The 23,099-nt window shown below is 53.0% G+C and carries 25 protein-coding genes; 21 read left to right on the top strand and 4 right to left on the bottom strand.

The window, feature by feature from the left end; genetic code table 11:
* Positions 1–3: 3 nt before the first annotated feature.
* Entirely contained in the window at positions 4–1,083 is a 1,080-nt protein-coding gene (locus tag G3M78_00515) for a hypothetical protein (protein ID QPJ63970.1), read from the top strand.
* Positions 1,084–1,101: 18 nt separating this feature from the next.
* Positions 1,102–1,710 (top strand): class I SAM-dependent methyltransferase, encoded by a 609-nt coding sequence (locus G3M78_00510; GenBank protein QPJ63969.1) that lies wholly within the window; start codon positions 1,102–1,104, stop codon positions 1,708–1,710.
* 4 nt (positions 1,711–1,714) lie between these two features.
* On the opposite strand, the gene G3M78_00505 is transcribed toward G3M78_00510, so the two are convergent.
* The gene (locus tag G3M78_00505) at positions 1,715–2,719 is read right to left on the bottom strand and encodes a bile acid:sodium symporter family protein (protein QPJ63968.1); all 1,005 of its coding nucleotides are present in this window, start codon (positions 2,717–2,719) and stop codon (positions 1,715–1,717) included.
* A 12-nt stretch (positions 2,720–2,731) separates the two neighbouring features.
* A complete protein-coding gene (locus tag G3M78_00500; protein QPJ63967.1) occupies positions 2,732–3,370 on the bottom strand; it encodes a class I SAM-dependent methyltransferase in 639 nt (212 codons plus the stop codon).
* A 150-nt stretch (positions 3,371–3,520) separates the two neighbouring features.
* Between G3M78_00500 and G3M78_00495 the strand changes: the two genes are divergently transcribed.
* The 8 genes from G3M78_00495 to G3M78_00460 all read left to right on the top strand — a co-directional run bounded on the left by G3M78_00495 (position 3,521) and on the right by G3M78_00460 (position 8,703).
* Positions 3,521–4,063 carry a DUF1566 domain-containing protein gene (locus tag G3M78_00495; GenBank protein ID QPJ63966.1) on the top strand — a complete coding sequence of 181 codons (543 nt, stop codon included), beginning with the start codon at positions 3,521–3,523 and terminating at the stop codon, positions 4,061–4,063.
* Between the two features lie 141 nt (positions 4,064–4,204).
* Entirely contained in the window at positions 4,205–4,834 is a 630-nt protein-coding gene (locus G3M78_00490; protein QPJ63965.1) for an OBAP family protein, read from the top strand.
* A 68-nt stretch (positions 4,835–4,902) separates the two neighbouring features.
* Positions 4,903–5,331 (top strand): cytochrome c, encoded by a 429-nt coding sequence (locus G3M78_00485; GenBank protein QPJ63964.1) that lies wholly within the window; start codon positions 4,903–4,905, stop codon positions 5,329–5,331.
* A gap of 30 nt (positions 5,332–5,361) precedes the next feature.
* Entirely contained in the window at positions 5,362–6,582 is a 1,221-nt protein-coding gene (locus G3M78_00480; protein ID QPJ63963.1) for a hypothetical protein, read from the top strand.
* 21 nt (positions 6,583–6,603) lie between these two features.
* Positions 6,604–7,119, top strand: a complete 516-nt coding sequence (locus tag G3M78_00475; GenBank protein ID QPJ63962.1) for a cytochrome c — start codon at positions 6,604–6,606, stop codon at positions 7,117–7,119.
* A 65-nt stretch (positions 7,120–7,184) separates the two neighbouring features.
* Complete coding sequence (locus G3M78_00470) at positions 7,185–7,706, top strand: c-type cytochrome (GenBank protein ID QPJ66716.1); 522 nt, start codon at positions 7,185–7,187, stop codon at positions 7,704–7,706.
* 14 nt (positions 7,707–7,720) lie between these two features.
* Positions 7,721–8,263 carry a c-type cytochrome gene (locus G3M78_00465; protein ID QPJ63961.1) on the top strand — a complete coding sequence of 181 codons (543 nt, stop codon included), beginning with the start codon at positions 7,721–7,723 and terminating at the stop codon, positions 8,261–8,263.
* The gene (locus G3M78_00460) at positions 8,260–8,703 is read left to right on the top strand and encodes a cytochrome c (protein QPJ63960.1); all 444 of its coding nucleotides are present in this window, start codon (positions 8,260–8,262) and stop codon (positions 8,701–8,703) included. Before G3M78_00465 ends, G3M78_00460 begins: the two co-directional genes overlap by 4 nt.
* Positions 8,704–8,712: 9 nt before the next feature.
* On the opposite strand, the gene ettA is transcribed toward G3M78_00460, so the two are convergent.
* Both ettA and G3M78_00450 read right to left on the bottom strand, forming a co-directional pair.
* Positions 8,713–10,386 (bottom strand): energy-dependent translational throttle protein EttA, encoded by a 1,674-nt coding sequence (gene ettA, locus G3M78_00455; GenBank protein QPJ63959.1) that lies wholly within the window; start codon positions 10,384–10,386, stop codon positions 8,713–8,715.
* A gap of 67 nt (positions 10,387–10,453) precedes the next feature.
* Positions 10,454–11,107, bottom strand: coding sequence for a class I SAM-dependent methyltransferase (locus G3M78_00450; GenBank protein QPJ63958.1), 654 nt, complete (start codon positions 11,105–11,107; stop codon positions 10,454–10,456).
* Between the two features lie 113 nt (positions 11,108–11,220).
* On the opposite strand from G3M78_00450, the gene efp reads away from it, so the two are divergent.
* From efp to G3M78_00395, 11 genes are all read left to right on the top strand, one after another.
* On the top strand, positions 11,221–11,793 hold the full coding sequence (efp, locus tag G3M78_00445) for an elongation factor P (GenBank protein ID QPJ63957.1): 573 nt from the start codon (positions 11,221–11,223) through the stop codon (positions 11,791–11,793).
* A 218-nt stretch (positions 11,794–12,011) separates the two neighbouring features.
* The gene (gene tolQ / locus G3M78_00440) at positions 12,012–12,776 is read left to right on the top strand and encodes a protein TolQ (protein QPJ63956.1); all 765 of its coding nucleotides are present in this window, start codon (positions 12,012–12,014) and stop codon (positions 12,774–12,776) included.
* A gap of 93 nt (positions 12,777–12,869) precedes the next feature.
* On the top strand, positions 12,870–13,271 hold the full coding sequence (locus tag G3M78_00435; protein QPJ63955.1) for an ExbD/TolR family protein: 402 nt from the start codon (positions 12,870–12,872) through the stop codon (positions 13,269–13,271).
* 11 nt (positions 13,272–13,282) lie between these two features.
* Entirely contained in the window at positions 13,283–14,668 is a 1,386-nt protein-coding gene (locus G3M78_00430; GenBank protein ID QPJ63954.1) for a TonB family protein, read from the top strand.
* A 7-nt stretch (positions 14,669–14,675) separates the two neighbouring features.
* Positions 14,676–16,055, top strand: a complete 1,380-nt coding sequence (locus tag G3M78_00425) for a hypothetical protein (protein QPJ63953.1) — start codon at positions 14,676–14,678, stop codon at positions 16,053–16,055.
* 498 nt (positions 16,056–16,553) lie between these two features.
* The gene (pal, locus tag G3M78_00420; protein QPJ63952.1) at positions 16,554–17,291 is read left to right on the top strand and encodes a peptidoglycan-associated lipoprotein Pal; all 738 of its coding nucleotides are present in this window, start codon (positions 16,554–16,556) and stop codon (positions 17,289–17,291) included.
* A gap of 139 nt (positions 17,292–17,430) precedes the next feature.
* Positions 17,431–18,963, top strand: coding sequence for a hypothetical protein (locus tag G3M78_00415; GenBank protein QPJ63951.1), 1,533 nt, complete (start codon positions 17,431–17,433; stop codon positions 18,961–18,963).
* Between the two features lie 115 nt (positions 18,964–19,078).
* Positions 19,079–20,452 (top strand): DNA repair protein RadA, encoded by a 1,374-nt coding sequence (gene radA / locus G3M78_00410; GenBank protein ID QPJ63950.1) that lies wholly within the window; start codon positions 19,079–19,081, stop codon positions 20,450–20,452.
* Between the two features lie 198 nt (positions 20,453–20,650).
* Positions 20,651–21,337, top strand: coding sequence for a 2-C-methyl-D-erythritol 4-phosphate cytidylyltransferase (ispD, locus tag G3M78_00405; protein QPJ63949.1), 687 nt, complete (start codon positions 20,651–20,653; stop codon positions 21,335–21,337).
* 99 nt (positions 21,338–21,436) lie between these two features.
* Complete coding sequence (locus G3M78_00400) at positions 21,437–21,874, top strand: peroxiredoxin (protein ID QPJ63948.1); 438 nt, start codon at positions 21,437–21,439, stop codon at positions 21,872–21,874.
* Between the two features lie 120 nt (positions 21,875–21,994).
* Positions 21,995–23,095 carry a deoxyhypusine synthase gene (locus G3M78_00395; GenBank protein ID QPJ63947.1) on the top strand — a complete coding sequence of 367 codons (1,101 nt, stop codon included), beginning with the start codon at positions 21,995–21,997 and terminating at the stop codon, positions 23,093–23,095.
* The last annotated feature ends 4 nt before the right edge of the window (positions 23,096–23,099 follow it).

Here is a 23,099-nt window from a genome sequence, read left to right as displayed (position 1 = left end):
ATAATGAACTCTTCCAATCTGTCATTTGATTTTTGCGGTCAGCCGCTGGGCGACGGCGTCGCGCCCTGGATTGTCGCCGAAGTGGGTCTCAATCATAATGGAGACGTCGAACTGGCCAAGCGCATGTTGCGTTCCGCCAAGGAAAACGGGGCCGACGCGGTGAAGTTGCAGACCTTTGTGTCGACGGAACTGGTGTCGAGGCGGGCTTTGATGCGCGACCCGGATCACCCGGAGACGAACATCCATCAATATGAATTTTTTCAGCGCTACGAGTTAAAAAGAGAAGAGTATGCGGCTCTGTTCGAACTGGCCAAAGAACTGGATCTGCCGCTGTTCTCCGCGCCTTTCGACGATCAGTCGCTGGAGATGCTGGCGGATCTGGGTTGCCCCGCTTTTAAAATCGCCTCGCCGGATTTGACCTATCATGAATTTTTGAAACGCGTGGCGCGACTGGGGAGACCGGTGGTTCTTTCCTCAGGAACCAGCTCGCTTGCAGAAACGAAAGCGGCGGCCCAGGTCATTCGAGATGCGGGCAATGAGCGACTGGTGGTTCTGCATTGCGTTTCGCATTACCCGGCTGTGCGGGAAGAGATGAATCTGAACTGCCTGCCTTTATTGCGCGAAACGCTGGGCGTTCCCGTCGGGCTTTCCGATCATACGATGGATTCTGCATCTGCCCTCGCGGCGACGGCTCTGGGAGCGGCGATGATTGAAAAGCATTTCACGCTGGATCGAAAACTCCCCGGCCCGGATCAACCCTTGTCGATTGAGCCGGGAGAATTGCGCGAACTCAAAACGCTCAGCCAAAATATTTTCCAGACCCTGGGGAAGGCGGTCAAGGAATCCCAACCGGAGGAGGAGCCGGTCAAGCAATCGGCGCGGCGCAGTCTGACGGCGCTCGTGGACATCGAACCGGGAACCGTCTTGACGCGGGAGATGATCGGCGTCAAGCGACCGGGAACGGGTATCCAGCCGGGACAGCTTGAACGCGCGATCGGTTGCGTGTCCCGAACGCAGATTTTTTCCGACCAGACCCTGACCTGGGATTTGATTCGTCCCCCTGAAAGCAATGGGAGCAAGTAACAGAATGCGATTCCGCACATGCTGAAATACGATTTGCTGGCGTCGCTGATCGCGCCGGGGAGCCGGGTTCTCGATGTGGGTTGCGGTCAGGGGCATCTGGCGCTCGCCTTGTCCGGCAGGGCTGAGAGCGTGGATGGTCTCGACGCCTCGCTGGATCGAATGCTGTATCGGGAGTCTTATGCAAATCTATGGCGGGCCTGCGTGGAAAACGACGTCGTCGCCTATGGAGATTATGACGCGGTGGTCTTTGCCGACGTGCTGGAGCATCTGCGCGAACCGGAGCGCGTTTTGCGTCTTGCGTCCGACGCCTTGAAGGAAGGCGGGCGTCTGATCGTTTCCTTGCCGAATGTCGCTTACTGGACCAATCGTTTGAACCTGTTGTGCGGGCGCTGGCGTTATGAGGATGAGGGCATAATGGATCGCACGCATCTGCGTTTCTTCACCCGCGCCAGCTCGCGCGAATTGCTGGAGTCCTCGGGTTTCCAGATCGAATGCGAAATCCCGGAAGCCCCGATCCTCGCTGGAGCTTTGAAGACTGCGATTTATCAGCAGGCGATGCGGATTTCCCCTGAAAACTTCGCGATTGGATTCGCATTTCAAGCCGTTCCCGTCAAAAAATCAGGCTAGCGTTTCAGAGTTCTTCCAATCCTTCAAACTTTTCATTCCTTCTCTTTTCTTTCGCCTCCACCCAGCGACACAGGCCGGCGACGATGCTTCCCAGAATGCAATGCGACAAGGCGGAAATCGCGCCGGGCACGGTCGCCATTCCAAAGGCGGGAAAATTGGAGCGCGCCAGTTCCGTCGCCAATCCTGAGTTTTGCATCCCTACCTCAATCGACACGGTTTGCGCGTCGCAACGCTGGTAGCCCATCGCGCGGGTCAAAACAAAACCCAGAATGAATCCCAGAATGTGCAAGGTCAAAACGGCGAAGAGCAAGGTTGCCCCGGTCTCGATGATGGCGTCTTTCTTGGCGGCGAGGATGAAGTCGACGATGAATACGATGGACAGGACGGCGAGAAGCGGCGTGTAGGGATTGATTTTCCTGACGGCGCGATGGAAGTAGCGGTTCAGCAGGATGCCTGCGGCAACAGGAACGATGACCACTTGAAAGGTGTCGACGAGCAGGCTCCAGGTGTCGACCTGAACAGAGACGCCGGACAACTCTTTCGAAAGCGGTTCTATGAGCAGGGTCGTTAGCAGAGGCGTCAGGATCACCGCCAGCACGGTGGACACGGTGGTGAGGCTGACCGACAGCGCGACGTTGGCGCGGGCGATGAAACACACCACGTTGGACGCGGTTCCGCCGGGGCAACAGGCGACCAGCACAATGCCGATCATGTAATCGACGGGGAGATGGAAGAGCAGTGAAACGCTCAGACCCAGCGCGGGCATGACGATGTATTGCAGGCCGACGCCGAGAGCCAGCAGGCGCGGCGCTTTCAGTGCCTGTTTGAAATCGTTCCAGTTGAGGGTCAGGCCCATGCTGAGCATGATGACGCTCAGAAAAAAAGGAATCCAGGTCGGTTGAAACCAGAGCGCGGTTTGCGGTTCCAGAAGGGCCAGCGCCGCGCCGACGATCACCCAGACGGGGAAGGCGTTGGCCAGCGTTAAGAACAGTCGTTCAACAGAAGTCACAATCCGAAAGGTTCAAGGGCGTTGCGCAATGATCGCCGAATACGCTTCCTTGCCGTCGTCGTAGGCTTCATAACGAATGATTTTAAAATCCTTGAACACTTCCAGCAGTTCGTTGGTTTCGAGCAGATAATTTTTGTTGAAGCGCGCGTAGTTCAGGTAGTCCATGTTGTAGGTTTCGACCAGAACCATGCCGCCGGGTCGAACCGCCTCCTTCATTTGCGCAAACAAATCGCGTTGCAGGTAGTAAGTGCAGACGACGAGATCGTAAGCGTTTTTTTCGAGCGGGTCGTTTTCGAGGTCCATGACTTTTGTCTGGATCGTAACGCCGTTCGCTTCTGCGAGTTGGCGCGCCTTTTCCAGTCCCACATCGGAGATATCCACTCCGGTGACGTCGAAACCCTGGGTCGCCAGAAAAACGCCGTTGCGTCCTTCGCCCATAGCAATGTCCAGCGTTTTTCCTTTGGGCAGGAGTTGGAAGTTATTTTCGATGAAGCGCGTCGGTCGTTTGCCAAAGATGAATTTTTCCGTGCCGTATTTTTTATTCCAGCGATCCTGGTCCGAAGGCTTGGCGAAAACCGGCTCGTGAAGGACAGACAGCCCAAAAACGGTAAGTAGTAGGATGAAAAGAGACGACAGTCTGAATGATTTCATAGGGCGGCCCTTCCGAAGTAGAAAATAAGGTTTGGAAAGATTCCTTTAATTGCCAGGATGCCAGGTAATTGTTAGAATACGAATGACTGAACCCTGAAAATAGATAGTTCAATATACCATACACCTGCAATTTTGAGTAGGGAGGCTACTATGAGGTATGGTTTTTCCAGACCTTGGATTTTGAGTTTTTTCGTCATCGCGTCCTGCGCGTTGTTAGCCGTTTCCGGTCCTGTGGGGGCGGATGAGAAACGTCAGCCCGTGGAGGTTTCCAGCGATCAGAAATTTCTGGATTACGGCGACGGTTCGATACTGAATATCGAAACGAAGTTGATGTGGATCAAGGAAGACTACTGGCAAATGAACGGCAAATGGGTGAATTGGTACACCGCCAATGAGTATGCCCAGCGCATGAACAATAAAAACTTTGCAGGTTATTCAGACTGGCGGCTTCCCACCCCGGAGGAAGCGCAGACCCTGTACGATCGACGCAAACGCAACGTCGATAAAGACGGCGATAAAATCTACATCGACACCATTTTCCCGAAAGGACCGGGTTGGTCCACCTGGACCAGCGAGGATAAACACAACAAGGCGGTTGTGGTGTCTTACAAGGACGAAGGCGGACGCAGTTATCAGGACAAGATTTCCGGCGAGGACGCTTTTCTGCGTCTGGTGCGCGGGCCGGTTTCCTGAGTTTTGGATTCACGCGGCGATTCCAGCGCCCGGCTTGCCGGGGGCTTTGGTTGGATAGGTTGGGGAAAGTTAGAAGAACGTTTTTCCTTTTTGGATAAAGGTATTCCAAACTTTTAAACCATCTTGAGCAAGGAGCGCGGCATGTATACGAAATTTAGAGGCATTGTAAAGGGCGTGTGTCTATCGACAGCGGGTCTGTTGGCGCTGACCGTTTCGCAGGCCATGGCCAATCCATTGGAAGGCTACACCATTCACGTTTCTGCGCCGCATATGATGGATGGCGAGGTGGTCGGCCCCTTTCATCATTATTGCAAGCCCATCAATGCAGATATCATTCAATGTATTTTATTTGAATCGACCGATCCCAACGCGCGCATGACGGAAGTCGAGTACATGGTTTCCAAACGATTGGCGCGCCAGGTGATCCCCGAATGGTCGCACAAGCAGAACTGGCACGATCATGAACAGGAAATCGCCACGGGCCGCGTCGCCATTCACAACCCCTCCGATCCGAAAGAACAGGCGGAACTTGCGGCCTATGTGGGCAAGACCGACGGCATCATCTTTCATTTGTGGCCGCATGGAGCGCCCATCCCGGACGGTTCGGTGTCGATCGCTCAATCGGTGGGACACTGGGAAGCGATGCATGGAACGGGTTCCTCACCGTCGTCCGCGCCGAAGGTTGCCAGTTCCGAGCCTGCAGATTCGTCCAGCGTGATCGACGAAATTTTGAAGCGAAATGGAATAATTGAGATGTCTGGCGGTCATTAGAATGGTTGCTTGGTTTATTTGCCCTCCTCCTGTTTGAGGGAGGAGGGCATTTTCAGGAGACGGTCTTTATGTCGAAAAAAATGGCGTGGCGGATTCTCTGTTGTTTGATGGTCATCGCTCCGGCCTCGGTTCATGCCTTTCACCCCGATATCTATGTTCCGCGCGTGCCTGCGGAACTCATTGAAAAAATTCAAGATCAGGACAATCCTTACCGCCCGACTCCCGAGCGCATTGAAAAGGGGCGCGAGGTGTATTTCGGCAAGGGCTTGTGCGTGACCTGTCACAGCAAGGACGGTCGGGGAGTGAAGTTGCCCGGACATTCCCCGCGGGATTTCACCGATGCCAAGTGGCAGGATTTGCGAACGGACGGAGAGATGATGTGGGTGCTGAAGAATGGAAGTCCGGGAACGGGAATGCCCGTCCGCGTTGGTAAAGATATCAATGAGGAGGAGGGCTGGAGCGTGATCCATTTCATTCGCACGTTTAAAAAGAGGTGAAAATGGTTTTTTTCTTGGAGGAGAAAAAACATGCGAACACACGGCGGAATGTCATGGTATTTGAAAAGCGTTTTTATTTTACTGGGAGTATTTTTTATTGAGAGTATCGCAGTCCCTGCTGATGCGATCCCCGTTTTTGCCCGCCGTTATAAAATCAGTTGCATGGCCTGCCATGTGGGGTTTCCAAAATTGAACGCCTTTGGCGAATCCTTCGCCGGCAACGGTTACCGAATGCAGGGCGAAGATTTGTCGAAGCAGGAAGTGGACACCGGCGACGAAAAACTTCAACTGTTGGATCATCTGCCGCTTGCGATTCGCGCCGATTCTTTTTTTAGAACGCGCAACGACACCACGACCTCGAGCGATTTGCAGGCTCCGTTCACAATCAAACTCTTGTCCAGCGCGCCGATCACCAAAAACGTCAGCTATTATTTTTATTTTCTTTTTAACGAGCGCGGCGATGTAGCAGGCGTTGAAGACGCTTTCATTTATTTCAACGATGGCTTCAAGAACGTCGACCTCGATTTGCGGGTCGGGCAGTTTCAGGTGTCCGACATTCTGTTTGCGCGCGAGCAGAGACTGACCTTTCAGGACTTTCAGTATTTTGTCACGGCGGTGAGTAACAGCGGCTTTCAGTTGACCTATGACCGCGCGGCGGAAGTGTCCTACAGTTTTGACGTTTCCGACGGAGTGAGCATGGGCATTGTGACGGCGATCGCCAACGGCAACGGAATCGGTCTGGCGGACAGCGAGCGAAATTTTGATTCGGATAATTTTAAGAATTTCTACGGCTTGGTTAGTTTGGACGTCGGCGATCAGAGCGTCGGGTTATACGGTTACAGCGGGCGCGAGCGCAACAACCAGTCGGTCAATAACGAGTTTTTTCGGGTGGGGCCTAAATTTGAGTTCAACCTGTCCGGCGATCTCGGTCTCTGGGGGAGCGTCTTGTATGGAGAAGATTCCAACCCGACTTTCAGTCTCTCAAACGGACGCCGGATCGAGTCCTGGGGCGCGCTGGTCGGAGCCACTTACACGATCAACGAAGATGTGATCGGGTCTTTGTTGTACAACCGCGCGCAGGTCAACGAAAACAGGGCTCTCGACGCGCATACGGTGACGGCGAACCTGAGCTATTTCATGGCGAGAAATTTCAAGCTCATGCTCGAGTTCACCGGCGATCTGGAGACCGTGCGGTCGACTCATACGGAAAAGGAACATACCGGCGTGCTGGGGCTGGTTCTGGCATTTTGATTCTGCGAAGAAGAGCGCTTGATGACAAACAATAACAACCTGAAGGTTCTGGGAACCTGCATCGTCTGTTTCTTCCTTCTTGGCGCGTCTGCGTCGGAAAAGGATGGCGATCTGGATGTGTCGCGTCCTCAGGGGCCGGTTTTTTCATTGAACCCGAGCGCCAAAATGCAGGGGACCTGCCCCCAGAAACGGAACACGCGAAGGGCGCCCCCGGAATACATGAGAATGGGCAGTCCTGTGGACGATCTTCCCGTTAATTTCAGGGCGGGCGAGGCCCTGTACCATCTCGACGCCAAACCGAAGCCCTGCAAGGATTGCCACGGCGTGAACGGCAACGGGAAGGGACCGGAATACAAACGCCTGGCGCCGGAGCCGCGAAATTTTCATTGCAAGACCACGATGAATGAAATTTCGGACGGTCAGATGTTCTGGATCATCCAATCGGGTTCGTTCGGCACGGCGATGCCTGCGTATAAAGAATTGTCCGATGAAGAAATCTGGCAATTGATTCTGTACATTCGCCATTTTACGAAATAAGATGCCAGAAAAAATTATATAAAATTGTGAATTTTTGACGGGATTGAACAATGACAAAACGCAGGATGATTTATTCGTTTGTATTGAGTCTGGCGACATTATGTCTGTGGGTGGAGTGGAGCGTCCTGGCGGAAGCCGCGGGCATGGGACACCGAATGCGCCACCGGATGCAACATCAATTGCACCACGGTACAGGATTCGAAGGTAACGGAATCTGCCCGCAGGAACGATTCACGCAAGCGGCGCCCGATGAAGCCCAGAAGTTGACCAATCCGCTGAAGCCGACGCCCAATCACATGGAGGCCGGGCGGGCTTTGTATCACACGGACGCGCAACCCACCGCCTGCAAGGTGTGTCATGGGCCTGGCGGCAACGGGATGGGGATGATGGCTCCGGGCTTGAATCCGCCGCCGCGTAATTTCAGTTGCGCGGAGACGATGAAGGACGTTACCGACGGGCAGATGTTCTGGATCATCAAGAACGGTTCTCAGGGTACGGAGATGCCGCCCTACAAATTGAACTTGAACGATCATCAGATATGGCAGTTGATCATGTACATCCGCGAGTTGGGCCAACAGGCTCCTTGAGCCTGACGGGTCGGATGTCCGTCTCTGCCAGTCTCGGGCGACATTTCTTGCAGAGCTTCATTCTGTGCGGGATTCTGGTCTTGACGATGGATTCAACCGCCGTCGCCGCTATGTACTCCGGCGCGGCGCCTGCAATCCAGTCGCCGAAAGGAATTCTGCTGGCGTCCGGCATTTGTCCTCAGAACCGGGAGACTCGCCCGGCGCCCAGGGATGTGAGCGCTCTTGCAAATCCGGCTCTGGGCGACGCCGAAGCCGTTGAGCGCGGAAAGCGTTTGTACTATAAAGACGCGAAGCCGACGGCTTGCCGCCTGTGTCACGGCAATCGCGGCAACGGCAATGGCAGTCTGGCGCCGGGGATGAACCCACCGCCGCGCAATTTCACCTGCGTCGAGACGATGCGCGGTTTGTCCGACGGTCAGATGTTCTGGATCATTCAGAACGGTTCGCGCGGCACGGCGATGCCGCCGCACAAGGCGACGCTTTCAGACGGCGAGATATGGGATCTGATCGAGTTTATTAAAAGCTTCGGGATCAATCGCGAAAGGTCAATGCAATGACGGAAAATAGCGGCAGGTTGATGGTAGCGGCGCTGGTCGCGTTTGGTGTGAGTTGCGCTCCGATAGCGGTTTCAAGCGCGGACGAAAATTGTCCGCAGGCGCGAAAAACCCTCTCGGCCCCGGCGAAATTTCAGGCGATGCAGGGGGGCGACGGCGCGTCGTTGGAAAAAGGTCGCGCCCTCTACGAGACACAATCAAAACCCATCGCCTGCAAGGTCTGTCATGGCGATCAGGGAAACGGGTTGGGCGATCCGGATTTTGAAAGTTTCCCGCCGGCAAGAAATTTTGCCTGCGCCGAGACGATGAAAGGTATTTCCGACGGGCAGTTGTTCTGGATCATCAAAAATGGCTCTCCCAGAACGTCCATGCCCGCCTTCAAGGATTTGACGACGGACGAAGCCTGGAGCCTGGTGGCTTATATCCGCAGTTTTTCCCGCTGACGCGGCGAATTATCGCAAGGTCAGTTTTTTGTATTTGGAACGACGGTTTTCGTTGCGCCCGCCCAACTCCTGTTTGCGTTTTTCCAGATACTCCTCGCAGTTCCCTTCAAACCAGCGCACGCCGCTGTTTCCTTCGAAAACCAGCAGGTGGGTGCAGATGCGATCCAGAAAATAACGGTCATGGCTGATGACCAGAACGCATCCGCTGAAATGCAGGATCGCGTTTTCCAGATTACGCAGGGTGGACACGTCGAGATCGTTGGTCGGTTCGTCCAGCAATAAAACGTTGCCGCCGCGTCGCAGGAGCTTGGCCAGATGAACCCGGTTGCGCTCGCCGCCGGAGAGTTGAGAGACCTTTTTCTGCTGATCCGTGCCCTTGAAATTGAATTTGCCTACATAAGAACGCGCGTTGATGGTTTTGCCCGCCACTTCGATATGCTCGGTCCCGCCGGTGATTTCCTCGAAAACGCTGCGGTCGCCGTCGAGTTCGTGCCGATGCTGGTCGACGTAAGAAAGCTCGACAGACGGGCCGATTTTGACTTCGCCCGCGTCCGGCGTTTCTTCGCCGACGATCATGCGGAACAGCGTGGACTTGCCCGCGCCGTTGGGGCCGATCAAACCGACCACCGCGCCGCGCGGAATGTTTAGGTCGAGGTTATCGATCAGAAGATTGTCGCCATATCCCTTCGTCAAACCCTTGGTTTCGATGACCAGTTCGCCGAGTTGCGGGCCAGGAGCGATTTGGATATCGAGGGAATTTTCATTCAGGTCGACATTTTGAGCGGAAAGTTTTTCGTATTCCTTGACGCGTCCTTTGTTCTTTTTGCGTCGCGCGCCGGGCGTAGAACGCACCCATTCCAGCTCGTTGAGCAGGCGGCGTTGCAGATCGCTTGCAGATTTCTCCTTGTGCTTCAGGCGTTCCGCTTTCTGTTCCAGCCAGGAGGAGTAATTGCCTTCGAAGGGAATGCCGCGACCGCCGTCCAGTTCCAGAATCCATTTGGTGATGTTGTCGAGAAAATAACGGTCATGCGTGGAGACGATGACGTTGCCGGGGTATTCTTTCAAAGCGTCTTCGAGCCATTGCACGGTTTCGGCGTCGAGATGGTTGGTCGGCTCGTCGAGCAGGATCATGTCGGGTTTCTGCAGGAGCAGACTGCACAGGGCCACGCGACGGATTTCGCCGCCCGACAGGGTGTCGGCTTTTTGGTCGTCCGGCGGCAGGACCAGCGCGTCCATGGCGACGTCGACCTGGCGATCCAGTTCCCAACCGTCGGCGGCGTCGATCTCGTCCTGAAGGCGCCCCATTTTATCCATGGCTTTCTGCATTTCGTCGTCGTCCATCGGCTCCGCCATTTTGGCGCTGACGGCGTTGAATTCTTCGATCAACTGTTTGATATGGGCGAAGGCTTCCTCGACGTTCTCGCGCACGGTTTTGTCTGGAGCCAGACGCGGTTCCTGAGGCAGGTATCCGACGCGGCATCCTTTGAGCAGTTGGGCCTTGCCGTCGATCTCTTTATCTTCCCCCGCCATGATGCGCAGGAGCGTCGATTTTCCCGCGCCGTTGTCGCCGACGATGCCGATTTTCGCGCCGTGATAAAAACTGAGGTTGATGTTGGAGAGAATGGTTTTTGCGCCGTATGTTTTGCTCATCTCCTGCATTGTGAAAATATATTCTCCCGCCATGTTTCTCAGTTCCTTTATTAAAAGTTGGTTTCAAAAAAGATTCAATTTAACGCACCCGGCGTTCAGCCTACAAGGTTTTTTGCATGATAATGAAATCGAAGTCGTTCGTGTGGATGATTTTCAAGGCCAGGGCGTCGGCGATCCAGTCGAAAGTCGCCGGGCCGTAAAACGCGACATGGGTCGGGTCTCGCTTGTAGTACCAGTCGCTGAATGCATCCCGGTCGTGCTCGCGGTCGCGGGATGGGTAAAAGCGCGTCATCAGCGCCAGATATCCCCGTGGGGCCAGAGCCGATAGCATGGTTTGCAGTTCCTTGCCGGGTTGGCTGAAATGCTCGACGGTTTCGGTGGAAATGACCAGATCGTAACGCGCGTTTTTGTCCCATTCCTGAAAGAAATAAGGGTCGAAGCCTTCGGCCTGAAAACCGGCCCGCTTGAGCAGAGCTTTCAATACCGGCTCGTAGCCGCATCCATAGTCAAGAATGCGGGTGATATTCGGGCAGTGCAATTGTAGCAGATCAATTTTTTTCTGAAACATGTTGACGTAGCCGGGGTTGTCCAGACTGTTTTCATGTTCCAGATAACGCGCCCGCTCTTCATCCAAAGGCAGGTGATGGCTCGACGGAACAAAAATCAGCGCGCAGACAGAGCAGGCCTGATATTCGCGCTGGTCTCCTTCGAGAAATAAAGCGGTTTGGCTGGACAGGCAGAGCGGACAATTCATTGAGAGCCATTGGGTTTGCGAACCCGGATCGACCGGATTTTTCTTGATTCTAACCCGGCGCCCGTTATAATCGCCAACAAAGAATCATTTATAGGAATTTGGAGAATACTTGAATGGTAGCATACGTTAGCGGCAACGGAATACGACCGGGTTATGTGATTAAGTACAATAACCAACTTTACCGCGTCATGTCGGCGGAACACAGAACCCCGGGCAACAAGCGCGCTTTTTGTCAGGCAAAGCTCAGAAGTCTGCGCGACGGGAACCAGACAGAAGTCAAGTTTCGCGCCGATGAAGAGGTCGAGCGCGCCGCTTTGGAACAAGCGGAGATGGAATATTTATACGTAGATCCCGCCGGGTATTGCTTCATGAATCTGGAAACCTACGATCAGGTCTTCGTCGAAGAGGATTTGCTCAAGGACGTGATCAAGTTCATGTTGCCCAATACCAAAGTTCAGATGGAGTTTTATGAAGAAAAGGCGATCGGAGTCTCTCTGCCGGAAACGGTTGAGTTGAGGATCACCGAAACGGATCCCCCGATGAAAGGGGCGACGGTGTCCGGTTCGGGCAAGCCTGCAACGATGGAGACGGGTCTGGTTGTCAACGTGCCTCAGTTCATCGAAACCGGAGAGGTGATCCGGATTTCCACGACTTCGGGCGATTATCAGGAACGTGTAAAAAACTGAAGACGCGGCGGACGTTTGATTTTTCGATTGCTGGTCGGCTGGCGTCGTTTCACGCAAATCCGCCGCAGAAGTTTCCCTTTCGTTTCCCCCTCATTTGAATTGACATCACTTTTTTGTTTTTCTATCCTTTTATTGTCGACAATGTTTTAGTTTGTTGAAAATAAATAACTTAAGAATCATGGCTTGGCCTGGAAGGCACAGGCGAACATGGGGTTAATGTGGAGAATGTTATCGCTGGAACGTCGTTTGGAATTTCCGAGCTAGTCCTGCAGTCCGGGCCTGTCGGCAAGGCGGTGTTGGTCATCCTGTTTTTATTTTCTATTTTGTCTTGGGCCATCATCCTGCAAAAAATGATGGTTTATAAAAATTCAAGAAACGAGGATCGTAAATTTCTGGAAAAATTTGCGGCTTCTCAAAACCTGACCCAGGTTTACCGTTATGCGCAGGAATTGAGTTACAGCCCTGTTGCCCGGGTTTTTCTGACCGGTTACCGGGAATTGTATTATTTTCAGGAAATGACCAAGAAAGCCAAGGTGGATAAAGGCCAGGCAGTGGTTCCTGGCGTCCCGACGGTCACTCCGTTGGATATCAAAGGCATTGGTCTGGCAATGAACAAGGCGATCAATCGCGAAATCGAATCCTTGTCTAACCGGCTTGAATTTCTCGCAACGACCGGAAGCGCGTCTCCGTTCATCGGCCTGTTTGGAACCGTGTGGGGCATCATGCATTCGTTTCGAACGATTGGCGTGAAAGGCACCGCAAGCATTGGCGGCGTGGCTCCTGGAATCGCCGAAGCCTTGATTGCGACGGCGGCTGGACTGGTCGCGGCGATACCGGCGGTTATTTTCTTCAATTACCTGAACGACAAGATACGCCTGTTCACCAGCTCGATGGATGACTTTTCCCATGATTTCCTTTATCTGACTGAGAAAAACTGGTCCGTCTCCCCTCAGGAAATGGCGAATCCAGACTCGACCCGCTGAATTGCATTTCACGCGAATCACCCGAAAATTCATGAAGCATAAACAAATGCCCTCGACGATAGAAATGACCCTAATCCCTCCTGGAAAATTTTCATGATGCGTAAACGCAGGCCGTTGATGGCAGAGATCAACGTGACGCCCTTTGTCGACGTGATGCTGGTTCTACTGGTCATTTTCATGATCACCGCGCCCTTGATGAAGCACGGCATGGAGGTTCAACTTCCCGAGGAGTCGATCGCGCCGATCAAGTCCAAACCGGTTCCCACCGTCACCGTGAAAAGCAATAAACGCATGTTCTGGGACGAAGAGGAAATAGACAGTCTGCAAGGCTTGACGGAGCGGGCGAAAACCTATCATGCAGAAAATGAGAAAGGCGAGATTTACCTGAGAGCCGACAAAATGCTGGATTACGGTTTTGTCATGCACGTGCTGGCGACCATCAAGCGAGCAGGCGTTTTAAACATTGGCATGGTGACCGAACCTTCCGAGGGATGAGGATGCAGGGTATGCAGCGGACAGCCGATTTCAATCAGATGCTGGTCGCCTCGGTATTTTTTCATCTTTTGCTGATGGCCCTGGCGTTTTACCTGCCGCAACAGGTTTTGCGAAATCCGATTGAGTTGCCGGTCTTTCATGTCGCCGTGGTGGAGTTGCCCGGCGCGGCGTCAGGCGAAAACATTCAGGCGCCTGCAAGCTCCGGCGAAACGGTGGCGCTTGAAACGCCGCCTTCTGCGGCGATAAGTCCAAAGCCGATAGCGACCAAGCCGGAAGCGTCGGCGCCGACAAAGAAAATCGCCCCTCCCAAGCCCGTTACGGAGAAGAAGACCGCCCCTGCAAAGGCGCCAGAGAACAAGGCGCTGGCCTTGCTGAATGAATTGAGCGGCGGCGAGGCGGCGAAGAAAAGTCTGGTGGAGGAATTGGATCAGGTGGCTCGCCTGCAACCCCGGGTCAACGGCGCGAAGCAAACGGCTGATGCGCTCAAGCTCCAGGAAAAATTAAACGCTTTGGATGAAGTCAAGCAGACGCAGACAAAGAAGCAACCGGCTCCGCCCAAACCGATTCCCGAAGCGCCGATTCAGGATTTTGAAAAATTTAAGATGAAGGAAAAGAGCCGCGTGGAGGCCGCTCGAAAGTCGGCGGATGATGCACAGGCGTTGCGCGACGCAGAATTTGAGGCCCTGAAAAATAAAAAAGCGCCGGCGCCTTCGCCCACGCTCTCGGCTTTGGAGAGACTTGAAGAACTGGAGCGCTTGACCGCTTTGAACGCGTTGCAGGCGAAACGGAACAAGGCCGATTCGATGGACAAACCGAGGGTTGAAGATTCTGCAAAAGCGCCTCAGTTGGCCCCCTTGTCAAAGCGGGAGAAAGGCGACTTGAAAGCCCTTGACGCTATTGTCAAAAGTCTTGAATCCTTGTCAGGTTCGACTGCCGACTCTGTGGATATTAAAACCGCTCCCGTGGAAGTGCAGACCCGGGCCCCTTCGACTCAGGGGCTTCGCGGGCTGGCAGTTGCCGTAGAATCGTCGGCCCCGGCTTCAGGATCGAAAAATTCAATCACGGCCAACCCTCCGGTCGGCGTTGACAATGGTTCCAGCGGCGGCGGGCAGAATCTACAGGCGATGTATGTTGCGTTGATACAGCGAAAGGTGGATGAGAAATGGAAAACGCCTTTGGGGTCCGAAAACCGATCCGTTCAGGTTTCGTTTTATATTTATGTGAAGGGTAATATCGATAAGCCGCGTCTGATAAAAAGTTCCGGGAACAGGCATTTAGATTCGCTGGCGGTCCAGGCTATTCTGGATGCCGAGCCTCTTCCCCCCTTTCCCGAAGGACTTGATATGGCAAACATGCATTTAACGTTGAACTTTACCTACAAGCCAGAAAAAAGCTGAGGCCTCTATGAGAATAATGATTGCGACATTGTGGATCGTTTGCGCCTTCTTCCCTGTGAATTCATGGGGGCAGGCTGAGTTTCGTCTGAATCTGGAACGCGAGACACGTCCAGAATTGCAGGTGGCTGTCGTTGCATTTGAACTAAACGGGTCTTCTACCTCCGTTGCGGAACACGCCGTTTTAGCGCACCGTGTCCTGGAAAATGATCTGAAGATTTCAGGATTCTTTCGCCCGATCGACTCCAATCGCTTTGCCGCTCTGGATAAGGCGGAACGGGGGCTGGATGTGGTCGATTATCAGGCCTGGCGCCAAAGCGGGGCGCAGTGGTTGGTGAAGACCAAGATCGAATCCGACGATGCGGAAGGTATTGTGACCCTGTCGTTCCGAGTGTTCGACGTGGAAAGCGGCATGTTCGTATTGGGCAAAATGTACCGCGCTTCGGACTTTTTCCTGCGCCGGATGGCGCATCGCTTCGCCGACGAAATGGTTCTTCAATTGACGGGTAAGCGCGGCGTCGCCGATTCAAGGATCGTGTATCTTAAAGAGACGCGAAAGAAAAAAGTCACACGAGGCGGCGAGGAGGGGATCATCCCCATCAAAGAAGTGTTTGCGATTGATTTTGACAGCCACAACGAACAACAGCTCACTCATGATGAGACCATCAATCTCAGTCCCTCGTGGGCTCCAGATGGAAAATGGATTTCCTATACCACCTATTACAAGAACAATCCCAATCTGGTGATGATCAATACGGCAGGCAAACGGGTTCGCAAAATTTTAAGGGAGTCTCCTGGGTTGAACTCCACCGCAACCTGGTCGCCAGATGGCAAGCGGATTGCGATGACCTTGAGCAAAGATGAAAATTCAGAAATTTATATTTTGACCGATGAGTTTAAGGAAAAACGTCTAACGGCGAATTTTAATATCGATACATCGCCTGATTGGTCGCCGGATGGCAAGAGCATTGTGTTCACCTCCGACCGTTCGGGTGCGGCGCGCCCACAAGTTTATGTGATGAGCGCCGATAAGGGGGAAAAAGGGGGGCTTGAAAAAATTTCAACAGGCTCCAATTATAATGATGACCCTGCATGGTCTCCCGATGGCGACCATATCGCATACAGCTCGATGGTAGGCGAGCATATGCAAATCAAGGTCTATGATATGGCGACGCGCACGACGCGCCAGCTCACCTCGGGCAATGCAGATAATCAAGATCCATCATGGTCGCCCGATGGGCGTTATCTGGCCTATACCAAGGTGCGCGGCGGTTCCTCGCAGATTTATGCCAGACGCTTGCTGGGCGAAGATGAACGCCGTGTCACCCCTGAGGTCGCAGGAGGAACCGGGCGTTATTCCGCGCCGGCCTGGTCGCCATTTCCGAGGTGAGCATGTTTGTTCTGCAGAATACAATGCTCGTCCATTGTGTTACTAATTTTGACAATTCTATTTTAAATAGGCCATTTTTTAGTTAAAAATTTAACTGGAGGGAAGCTGAAAAACCCTTAAACCTTTAAAATCAAAAACTTTGATTATGCGAGGGTTACAAAAAAACTATAAAAAATGTTGAATTATCCATATAATTATATTAAATTATATTATCAAAATGCGTGTAAATTACTGATAAAAAATGATTAACCTGAAAGCATTAAATTTTTTCTTTATGGTTTCAAAGTGAAATTTATTGGGGAAATTTTAGTCGAGGATTTTATGAAGAATAAACATTGGTTTAAGATTTTAATAGTGTTCGTATTGTGTTGGTTGATGTCGGCTTGTTCCAAAAAGTTGATGCCGCCGGAAATAGAAATGGCGAGCGGTTCTGATTCCATGTCAGAATCAGGTTTCTCATCCAGTGGTTCCTCTTCTAATGGAGATGGGTCGTCGGCAATGGATGGAGCAAATGGTTCATTTGCGGATGATCCTCAGATGGAAAGAGGCGTGTTCAGCGAGCGTAGCACCGATTCATCTGGCAACGCCATGTCTTCGGGCAATGGAATGGATTCTGCGGGCGGTTCCTTTTCGTCTGGCGGCGGCGCTGACTTCGGCGGCGACGGCGGAGATATGACGATGCCCGGCGACGGTTATGCGGGACGTTTTTCCGCGAATGGCGGAAGCAGTAATGGTTTTGCAGAAAATGCACCTGGCGGGAACGGTTCGGGGAACCGACAGTTCAAAGAGCCTGGCGACGGCTATTCCGGAAGTTTTGACGGCAACGGTGGTAAAAACGGAATGACATCCAGCCAAATGGGCGAAGCGATTCAGGAAGCGCGTTTGTTGCCTTTCAAATCGACCTCCAATCTGGGCGACGTGTTCTTCTCTTATGACAAGTTCGACCTGGATGGAAAAACGAAAAGCGTTCTGGATCAAAATGCAGACTACATGAAAAAACATCCTAATGTTCAGGTTGAAATTCAAGGGCATTGTGATGAGCGCGGCACCAATAATTACAATATTGCGCTTGGCGAAAGACGAGCCAATGCTGTAAAGAAATATTTGATGTCGAAAGGCGTTTCCGGCGATCGACTTCACACCATCAGTTATGGCGAAGAGAAACCGTTTTGTTTTGAGAGCGGTGAAAATTGCTGGCGTGAAAACCGACGCGGACACTTCATGGTGTCTGAGTAGTTTTCCGTTACCCGGCTTTCTTTCCCCAAAAGCCGAACGGCGATAAAAGTCGGCTCCCGCAACAGGCGTATGGTCTGTTGCGGGAGCTTGTTTATAAGCTCCCCGGGATTCCCCCCTTAATTAAATACGGTGATCTGACGTGACGCCCATTCGAATTCTGCAAAGCGCCTCTTTGGCCATTCTAATTTTCTTTTCTTCCGCGACGGCTCACGCCGGTTTATTTGATAATGACGAGGAGAACTGGAAAAATATTTTTCTCGAAATTAAAAAAATAAACGCGCGTCTGCAATCCCTCGATCAGGATCGGATGAACTCCGTCGAGTCGATGCAACGGGACACGCAGGGAAAAATGGAGGCCTTGATAAACGCCATACAGAATATCAACGCAGAACTCGAGGGGAACCGCAGCGCGACTCAGAAAAATCAGGTCGAGCTGGGGCAGGCGCTGTCGCGTCTTGGCGATCTGGAGTTGGGGGTTAAAAACAGCTCTGCGAATTTGCAATCGATTCTTCGCGGCGAAATGGAACGGCAGGACGGTCACAATCAAAAATTTCGCGTTGAGCTGGCGGCGACCTTTGATCGCCTGAAGCAGGAGTTGGCCAACCAGATCGACGTGTTGCAACAGAACTCGAAACAAAATTTTGATAATTTCAATCAAAGCAATCAGGACTCGTTGAAGCAGGTTGTCGCTTCCTTGAATTCGCAGAACTCGAAACTGGAATCCTCGCAGTCGAACCTTGAAAAACTGATCAAGGTGGATCTGATTCCCGCCGTCAGCGCGGAGAGCCGCAAGAGCCGGGACGCCCTCGTTTCCGATCTGGAGAAATTAAGAACCTCTTTGCAGGTGGCTCTGGATTCGCACCAGTCCGGACTCAACGCGAACCGCGAGCAGATGAAAGCGAATGTGAAAACGTTGACCGAAACGATCACGACGCTGAATCTTTCGAACGGCCAGCTGAACAAGGAAATGATCGAAATTTTGAAGCAAGACTTGCTGGTCAACGCGGAAACGCAAAAGCAGACGCGCGCTATGGCGGGCGGTCTGGAACGAACCGAACAGAACCTTGCATTGAGCAAAGAAATGATTGCCAAGTTGAAGGACGTCGTCGTTGCGCGTCTGGATGCGCAGGCGCAGAAGCAGGATGGAGTGGTCGCTCAAGTCGACAAGAGCGCCAAAGACATTGCGCTGGTGGATTCCAATTTGCGCGTTGCCGATGAGAAACTGGCGAGCATCGCCAAGGCCATCAACGCCTTGCATGGTCAGGGACAGGCCAGTCAGACTTCGCTGGACGCAATGCGAGTGGGCGTGAACAATCTGGAAAATGCTGGCATTGTCGCCAATAAGAAAATGGATCAGTTGATCGATTCTTCGAAGGCGGTGGTTTCTCACGCGGCGTCTCTGGAAGAACGCGTGGTCGCCAGCCGTTCCGAAATCGATAACTCCAATCAGAAATTGTCCAAGCTCATCGATATCCTGAAAGCCATGGCGCAAGAGCAGAGCGCCCTTAAATCCTTGATCCAGTCATCCGGCGGAAGCGGGGTGAGCCAGGATGACGTCAAAAAGATTCTGGAAGCGCTGGCGGATTTGAGACGCAAGGCGAACGTGAATATCTCCCGAAACGACGATATCAAAAGTACCGTTGAATCCCTGTCGGGTTCGGGCAAGCGCTGATCCACATTCCGCTGATTTTACATTTTTCTGAAAAGCGAGCTTGAAATTTTCAAGCCCGCCTTCTATCCTTCCTGTAGTTTTTTACTGAAACCTGCGACCCCTTCCCAATCTGCTCATGGCAAAAGCGACTTCTATCTTTGTCTGTCAAAACTGCGGGCACCAGTCTTCTAAATGGATGGGCAAATGCCCCGGTTGCGAAGGCTGGAATTCGCTGGCCGAAGAATCGGCTCCCAGCAAAACTACCAAGGCGCGACCCATGCACGGAGGCCCGGCCAAAGGGGTCATGGCGCTGTCGGAAATTCAGGCGGTGGACGTTGTGCGCGCGCCGACCGGTATCGGAGAGTTGGACCGGGTGCTGGGCGGCGGTTTGACGCCAGGTTCCCTTACTTTGATCGGCGGCGATCCGGGAATCGGCAAATCCACTCTGCTATTGCAATGTCTTGCCGGGTTCGCTTCGCAGGGGAAAAAAGCGCTCTATATTTCCGGCGAAGAGTCGCCTACACAGATCAAGCAACGCGCCGAGCGTCTGGGCGCCGTGTCGGACAATTTTCTGGTCTGCTCTGAAATCTGCATCGAAGACGTTCTGAACCTTCTCGACAAGGTCAAGCCAGATGTGATGGTGTTCGACTCGATCCAGACCTTTTATACGAACGAACTTTCCTCCGCCCCCGGCAGTATCGGCCAGGTGCGGGAAACGGCGTTCCGCATCTTGCAATACATTAAAGCGCATTCCATCCCAGGCTTCCTTGTTGGACATATCACGAAAGACGGTGCGATCTCCGGCCCAAAATCCCTAGAGCATATCGTCGATACGGTGATCTATTTTGAAGGCGAACGCGGCGCGGGCTATCGCGTCCTGCGCGCGGTGAAAAATCGTTTCGGTCCGACCCCGGAACTGGGCGTGTTTGAAATGCGCGACGGCGGACTGCGAGAGGTGGACAATCCGTCGGAAATCTTTTTATCCGAGCGACGCGCCGACTCGCCCGGATCGGTCATCGTTTCCAGTCTGGAGGGCAGTCGTCCTTTACTGGTGGAAGTTCAGGCCCTTGCCGCGGCCTCCAATTCCATTGGCATGCCGCGTCGCATGGGAACGGGCTTCGATCAGAACCGCCTGGCTCTGCTCATCGCCATCATGGAAAAGAAACTGGGACTGGCCTTGCAGGGGGAAGACATTTTCATCAACATCGTCGGCGGCTTTCGCTTGTCAGAACCGGCGGGAGACCTCGGCGTAGCGGCGGCGATTGCGGGCAGTTTTCGCAATCACCTGGGCCTGCCCAAAACGGCGGTGATGGGGGAAGTCGGTTTGACCGGCGAGGTGCGTCCCGTCAACCAGTTGGAAACGCGCCTGGCGGAAGCGGAGAAGCTGGGTTTTGAAAACTGCGTGGTGCCTTTTTCTTCGCGTAACGAGAAGTCGGAACGGAAAACCGCCTTGAAAATTTACCCGGTGAAGACGCTGGAAGAAGCTTTCGACATTCTTTTTGAAACCTGAGTCATCTTCAAAGATTCAGTGTAGAGTTGCTCTGCGAATAATTTTTGAAGAAGCTTTCGACATTCTTTTTGAAACCTGAGTCGTCTTCAAGGATTCAGTGTAGAGTTGCTCTGCGAATAATTTTTGAAGAAGCTTTCGAAATTCTTTTTGAAACTTGATGTGATGGATTTCAATGCATAGTCTAGCGAGTGTGAAATCGTGAAAGTCGCGGCCATCATTCCAGCCGGAGGGCAGGGCGTTCGCATGGGAGGGACGCAAGCCAAGCAGTACCTGACCCTGGGCGACAAGCCGATCCTGCGCCACACGCTGGAAGTGTTTCAGTCCTGCGGCCTGATCGATTCCGTGATCCTCTCGATCCCCGAAGCCGATGTTGTATCGGTGCGGCGCGAATACCTTCCCGATTTTATGGTTCTCAGCGCAGTCGTCGCAGGCGGAGCGCAACGTCAGGATTCGGTATTCAACGGCTTTCAGGCGGTGGATGCGTCGGCGGAACTGATCGTAGTGCATGACGGCGTGCGTCCTTTTGCGACCCGAGAAATGATCGAGTCCGTGATCCGCTCCGCAGAACAACATGGCGCGGCCATTGTCGCGGTGCCGCTTTCGGACACACTGAAACGGGCCGATGCGGAAGGGCGCGTCAAGGAAACCATTCCGCGGGAAAATTTATGGCGGGTGCAGACGCCGCAGGCCTTTCGTCGCGACGTCTTGGAACGAGCGTTTCAAAAGGCGCAGGAGGATTCCTTTTACGGCACCGATGAAGCCTCGCTGGTGGAGCGGCTGGGATTGCCGGTCGCCATCGTTACGGGATCGGAAATGAATATCAAGGTCACGCGACCGGAGGATTTGATCATTGGCGAGGGCATCCTTGCTTCCAGAGCGGAATAAATAAGCGCTTTATTTGATTCCCTCGCGCTTTCCCGGCATCTAATTCACAAGACCTTTTGTAAAATCTTATGACTCACACCCGACCGAAAGGAGATAGATATGCTCGCAGTGGGAACGCAGGCTCCAGATTTTTCAGTGAAAGACCATAATGGCAATACGGTGAACCTGAAGGACTTTCAAGGCAAGAAAGTCGTGATGTGGTTTTACCCGAAAGCCGATACGCCCGGTTGCACCATAGAGGGCAAGGGTTTTAGAGACGATTACGAAAAATTTGTTCAGGGTAATACCGCCGTTCTCGGCGTCAGCGTCGATGGCGTCGAAGCCAATAACGCCTTTGCGCAGAAATTTTCTTTCCCTTATCCGCTGTTGTGTGATGAGAGCAAGGAAATTTCTCTCGCCTATCATGCCGTCAAATCGAAAGACGACGGCTATGCGTCGCGCATCACCTATGTGATTGACGAACAAGGTAAAATAAAGGAAGCGATCGAAAGCGTCGACACCGGCAGTCATTCCTCCGACCTCTGCTCCCGCCTGTAATCGCTGTGTTTTGAATCCGCCCCCGGCGCGCCGGGGGTGTTTTTTTTGTCCGCTTCTTTTTCCTCCCCATTATTCCATGTTACTATAGCCGCTTTTAAATTGAATTTTTGGAGCGGATCAATGGTAGATAAAAAAATCTTGCTACCCGAGGGCGGCTTTTCACCTGAAGAGCAGGCGCGCAAGGACGAGTTGTTGAGTGAAAGAATCGCGCCCGTTGATTACAGTAAGGTCAAGAGCGTTGCCGATCTGGTGGAGAGCTTTCAATCGACATCCATTCAGGCGCGTAATATTGGGTTGACGGCTGGCGTGTTTCAGAAAATGCTGACGGACGAAGAACGTCCGACCATCATTCTGGGAATGGCCGGTCCTTTGATCGCCGCGGGTTTGCGCACAGTCATTCGCGACCTTGTGGCGAACAATATGGTCGATGCGATCGTATCCACAGGCGCCATTTTATATCAGGATTTCTATGGCGCATTGGGCGGCGGACATTATTATGGCAGTCCCAACGCCGACGACACCAAATTACGCGATTTGCTGATCAATCGTATTTACGACACCTATGTCGACGATGAATTGTTCGTCGAATACGATTCCGTCATTGCCAGGTATGCGGACACTCTGAAACCGGGAAGCTATTCGAGTCGCGAGTTCATCCACGGCCTTTCCGAGACAATCGACGACGAGGGTTCCATTCTGGTTGCGGCGCGCAAAAAAGGCATTCCCATTTTCTGTCCAGCTCTCAACGATTCCAGCATTGGCATTGGTCTTACCGAGCATTATTATCATGCGCGTAAAAATGGCAGAACGCCGATCCTGATCGATTCGATTCGAGACAACTATGAATTGACGCAACTCGTCGTTGCATCGCCACGCACCTCCGCCTTTTATGTGGCGGGCGGCGTGCCCAAAAACTACATCAATGACTCTGTGGTGATGTCCTATATCTTCGGCAAGGACACGGGCGGGCACAAATACGCCTTGCAGTTGACGACGGATTCGCCGCACTGGGGCGGGCTGAGCGGCAGTACGCTGGCGGAAGCGCAGTCCTGGGGCAAGGTCAATAAAGAGGCCAATTTTGCGATGGCTTTTGTCGAACCGAGCGTTTCGCTTCCCCTGCTCTATGGCTACGCCTTCCAGCGCGGTTATCACAAGGGACGCAAGGGCCTGAAATACGAGTGGGAAGGCGATGTCCTGAAAAGCATGTCTGTCGCTGACTGATCTT

The organism is Candidatus Nitrohelix vancouverensis (genome assembly GCA_015698305.1).
GTDB lineage: Bacteria > Nitrospinota > Nitrospinia > Nitrospinales > VA-1 > Nitrohelix > Nitrohelix vancouverensis.
This window is presented reverse-complemented; position numbering and strand designations above follow the sequence as displayed.